General features: G+C 40.0%; 6 protein-coding genes. All 6 read left to right on the top strand.

Annotated elements, in window-relative coordinates; all coding sequences use genetic code 11:
- Nucleotides 1-99: 99 nt before the first annotated feature.
- Genes GKR71_RS00785 through GKR71_RS00760 form a run of 6 tightly spaced genes read left to right on the top strand, consistent with a single transcriptional unit; the run spans nt 100 to nt 3,766 of the window.
- The gene (locus tag GKR71_RS00785) at nt 100-393 is read left to right on the top strand and encodes a hypothetical protein (protein ID WP_154633793.1); all 294 of its coding nucleotides are present in this window, start codon (nt 100-102) and stop codon (nt 391-393) included.
- A 2-nt stretch (nt 394-395) separates the two neighbouring features.
- The gene (locus GKR71_RS00780) at nt 396-1,043 is read left to right on the top strand and encodes a hypothetical protein (protein WP_154633792.1); all 648 of its coding nucleotides are present in this window, start codon (nt 396-398) and stop codon (nt 1,041-1,043) included.
- Nucleotides 1,044-1,045: 2 nt separating this feature from the next.
- Nucleotides 1,046-1,591 carry a hypothetical protein gene (locus GKR71_RS00775; RefSeq protein ID WP_154633791.1) on the top strand — a complete coding sequence of 182 codons (546 nt, stop codon included), beginning with the start codon at nt 1,046-1,048 and terminating at the stop codon, nt 1,589-1,591.
- A complete protein-coding gene (locus tag GKR71_RS00770; protein ID WP_154633790.1) occupies nt 1,578-2,375 on the top strand; it encodes a DNA adenine methylase in 798 nt (265 codons plus the stop codon). Before GKR71_RS00775 ends, GKR71_RS00770 begins: the two co-directional genes overlap by 14 nt.
- A gap of 31 nt (nt 2,376-2,406) precedes the next feature.
- Nucleotides 2,407-2,643, top strand: coding sequence for a hypothetical protein (locus GKR71_RS00765; RefSeq protein WP_006662242.1), 237 nt, complete (start codon nt 2,407-2,409; stop codon nt 2,641-2,643).
- The gene (locus GKR71_RS00760) at nt 2,633-3,766 is read left to right on the top strand and encodes a phage integrase Arm DNA-binding domain-containing protein (RefSeq protein ID WP_036982920.1); all 1,134 of its coding nucleotides are present in this window, start codon (nt 2,633-2,635) and stop codon (nt 3,764-3,766) included. The genes GKR71_RS00765 and GKR71_RS00760 overlap by 11 nt, the downstream gene beginning before the upstream one ends.
- Nucleotides 3,767-4,069: the final 303 nt, after the last annotated feature.

The raw sequence follows: 4,069 nt of genomic DNA, 5'->3' as shown, positions 1-4,069 counted from the left end.
TATTCAAACATCACGAGTAATCAATATCGATACTTATCTTGCTGATGGATATATCCAAACCGTCAATTCAGTTTACAGAATTGTTGTGTGAGGTGATACATGCCATTAATTCAATATTACGTAACTAATACAAAAGAAACCACGCCAGACGAAATTACCGAGAATGCTCGTTATGAGTTTGAAAGTGATGATGAGTATTGCATTGAAGATGGCGATCTTAGTGGGTTCAGTTTTCTTGTTGAAGAATGTGCGAATCAATATCACGACGATCATGACGGATGGGAATCTGACTGGCCATGTTTCTTTATGCTGTGGATTGATGGTGAGTACCTAGGCATGTTTGAAACCGAACTTCAATATGACCCTACGTTTACAGCTGAAAAGGTTGCTTAACCATGAAAGAGCGCGGAATTATTTTTAATACTGAAATGGTACGCGCCATCCTTGATGGCCGTAAAACTCAAACTCGCTGTATTGCTAAATTCAAACCAATTGATAAGGCTCTTAACTTGAACTATAGCGGTTTAAGGGCTGGAAATTATCACGCAGGCGTCAAAGATGGCCTCTGTGTTTTGCGCTCCACTGATGGTGCCACTTGGAATGACAGAACGTACCCTCTTGCCTGTCCTTACGGTAAGGTTGGCGATCGACTTTGGGTTAGGGAAACATTTAATGGGTTTTGGTTGGATGATGATGTTATTCAGGAAATAAAAGAAGGTATATCTTCTGCATCTGAATTGTGTGATTACAAGGCAGATTATCCAGATGATAGTAAACCATTCGAAGGTTGGACCCCATCGACGCAAATGCCTAGATGGGCTTCACGTATCATCCTTGAAATTACAGATATTCGCGTAGAGCGGATACGGGCAGCTAGCGATGATGATTTTAAAGCCGAGGGTTATCCGCTGGATAGAGAGTTGACAGGTGGTAGCACGGACGCATTTTTTTGGTTTCGGCATTTATGGGATTCAGTAAATAAGCCTGACTGTAGCTTTGAAAGTAATCCGTGGGTGTGGGTCATTGAGTTTAAGAGAGTGTGATTATGCAAATAGAACAATCTCAAGTTACTAAGCTAGTAATAACAGGTGTAGATAATCATGACCCTATTCATGTTTACCTTGAAGACTATGGCGATAATCGTCGAGGTCGTGTGACTATCAGTGAATTTAGCAAGTCATGGTCATGCTATTGGGGCGGCATGGGAATGCCCCTCACTGAGTTTTTATTATGGATAACAAACCAATATTGGATTGGTTATTTGGACTCAAGCCTAGACAGAGAAATTAACGCTGATAATGAAGAAAATATTGCGTTTGTTAAGAAAGAAATAATGAAGTGTCGAAAAAAAAGAATACTAACTGAAAGTGATGCTCGTACCATGTTTGATGATCTCGAATGGATTGAAGATATTAAAGGTGATGTCATTAATTGCACTTTCAGTAATAAGTATAACGGATTATTTGGTAATGATCCGTGGTGTGCTCCATGGCCTAAGCAGGAAAATAGCGATTACTTGAGGATGGAGTCACGTTTAAACGTTGTTCGTGAAGCACTCAAACAAATGAAGGTGGAGCATGACAATCATTAAACACCCTCTCATTCGCTACCATGGCGGCAAGTATCGACTTGCACCTTGGGTGATTAGTCACTTCCCAGATCATCGTTGTTATGTTGAGCCATTTGGCGGGGCTGCGTCAGTTCTTTTGCGTAAATCTCGCTCGGAAGCTGAAGTTTATAACGATTTAGATGATGAAATAGTGAATCTGTTTCGCGTTCTACGTGATAAAGATCAGGCTGAAAAACTTATCGATGCTTGCTTATTAACGCCCTACTCACGAACTGAATTTAATTGTGCTTATGAAATTTCTGATTGCTCTATTGAACGAGCACGTAAAACGATTGTTCGAGCTACTATGGGTTTTGGTAGCGCTGGTGCAACGAAAGGTAAAACAGGTTTTAGACTGGACACTAAACGCAATTCAGCGACAGCACAAAAAATATGGACACGTGCACCGGAAAACCTGCTCGCTGTAGTGGATAGATTGCAAGGGGTATTAATTGAAAATCGTGATGCCATTCAGTGCATGAAAGACCATGACACCACAAGTACTCTACATTTTATTGACCCACCCTATTTACATGAAACAAGGAGCATGAGAAGCGAAACATATCGGTATGAAATGGATGAATGGGGCCACCAGCAATTAATTACAGTCGCTGGCCAGCTTCAAGGGAAGGTTATTATCTGTGGTTATGACAACGATCTATATAACGGCCAACTCTCGAGCTGGCGAAAAGAGGTAAAGACAACTGCAGCAAATGGCCACGCAGGTTCAGTAAAGCGTACCGAGTGTTTGTGGTTGAATTTTTAATCTGCATGCGGGCAGATATGTGGAGGTAATTATGTCTAGAATGGTATCTCTAGAAGCATGGGCAAAACTGGAATTCGGTGATGATGCGCCCAGCAAGCAAGTGTTATTGAAGTATGCGAAAGCGAACATGATGGTACCACCAGCATTAAAAGTTGGTAAGAAATGGATGGTCGATCGTGATTCCCGCTGGGTGGGTATTGTTTCAAAACCTCAATTACCGAATTGCTCAAACGATAAACTTCAAAGGATATTATCTGATGGCAGCTAGACCCCGCGCTCATAAAATCACTATTCCAAATTTGTATCGGAAATTAGATAAACGAAACGGAAAGGTTTATTGGCAATATAAACACCCGTTAACCGGTAAGTTTCATAGCCTCGGCACGGACGCCGAGGAAGCAGAACAAGTAGCTACTCAAGCAAATGTGATCATAGCTGAACAGCAAACAAAACAAATACTCAGCATCAATGACCGGCTTTCGAATATTAAAAATAAGAAGATCGGCATTAGCGTGTCCAATTGGATTGATAAATATTTAGAAATACAGCAAGAACGAATGGACCAAGGCGAGTTAAAGCTAAACTCATATAAGCAAAAAATTAAGCCGCTAAATTTATTTAAGCAGCACTGTGGGATGATGTCCTTAAAAGATATAACTGCGCTTGAAGTCGTTAAAATAACAGATGAAGTAAAGGCGCTCGGGCATAACCGAATGGCTCAAGTAGTCAGATCCGTGATTGTTGATGTGTTTAAAGAGGCTCAGCATGTTGGCCATGTTCCACCAGGATATAACCCTGCTCTTGCAACTAAGAAACCTAGAAGCAAAGTGAAGCGAGAGCGCTTATCGCTGGATGAATGGAAGGCTATCTATCAGCAAGCAGCTATGCACCCTCATTACTTACAGCATGGGATGCTGTTAGCTCTAATTACAGGGCAGCGCCTTGGTGATATCACGAAAATGAAATTCTCTGATGTTTGGGATGGAATGCTGCATATTGAGCAAGAAAAAACAGGGACAAAAATTGCCATTCCATTAACGCTGAGGTGTGATGCCATAGAAATGACTCTTGGTGATGTGATCTCCATGTGTAGGGATCTTGTTGTTAGCCCTTACCTACTTCACCATCGCCATTCTATTGCTAGAGGTAAAAAAGGTGGGGCAATATCAAATACCTCATTAACGGCTGCGTTTAAAAATGCACGTAATAAATGCGGAATAACTTGGTCGAAAGGTGCTGAACCAACTTTTCATGAACAGCGCTCTCTTTCTGAAAGGATATATCGAGAACAAGGATTGGATACTCAAAGATTGTTAGGTCACAGGTCGAAAGTAATGACTGATAATTACAACGATGATCGCGGTAAAGAGTGGAAAATTGTCGTAATTTAAAGACTCAAATTTTTAAATGTTTTGGGGAGTATTTTTGGTGGGATTTTGGGGAAGAAAATAATTGCTTATAAAACAAACAGCAACACCACAACACTCCTTATATGTTTAATCAAAATATGAAAACAAGAATTTAAATAATTCATTATATACAAGAAGTTAGAATAAGATAAAAAATAACATCAAAATAAAACATTAATTTAATTTACATGTAATAAAAAAGCTCTTCTGGTATACATATGCATTTTATGCATGTATATAAACAGTCAGTAGCAAACTTGAAGGACAGAAATATGAATACAGGTA

The sequence above is a fragment of the Providencia sp. wls1922 genome (assembly GCF_009706505.1).
GTDB lineage: Bacteria > Pseudomonadota > Gammaproteobacteria > Enterobacterales > Enterobacteriaceae > Providencia > Providencia lanzhouensis.
Note: the sequence above shows the minus strand (reverse complement) of the source record. Positions and strands in the feature narration are given on the sequence as shown.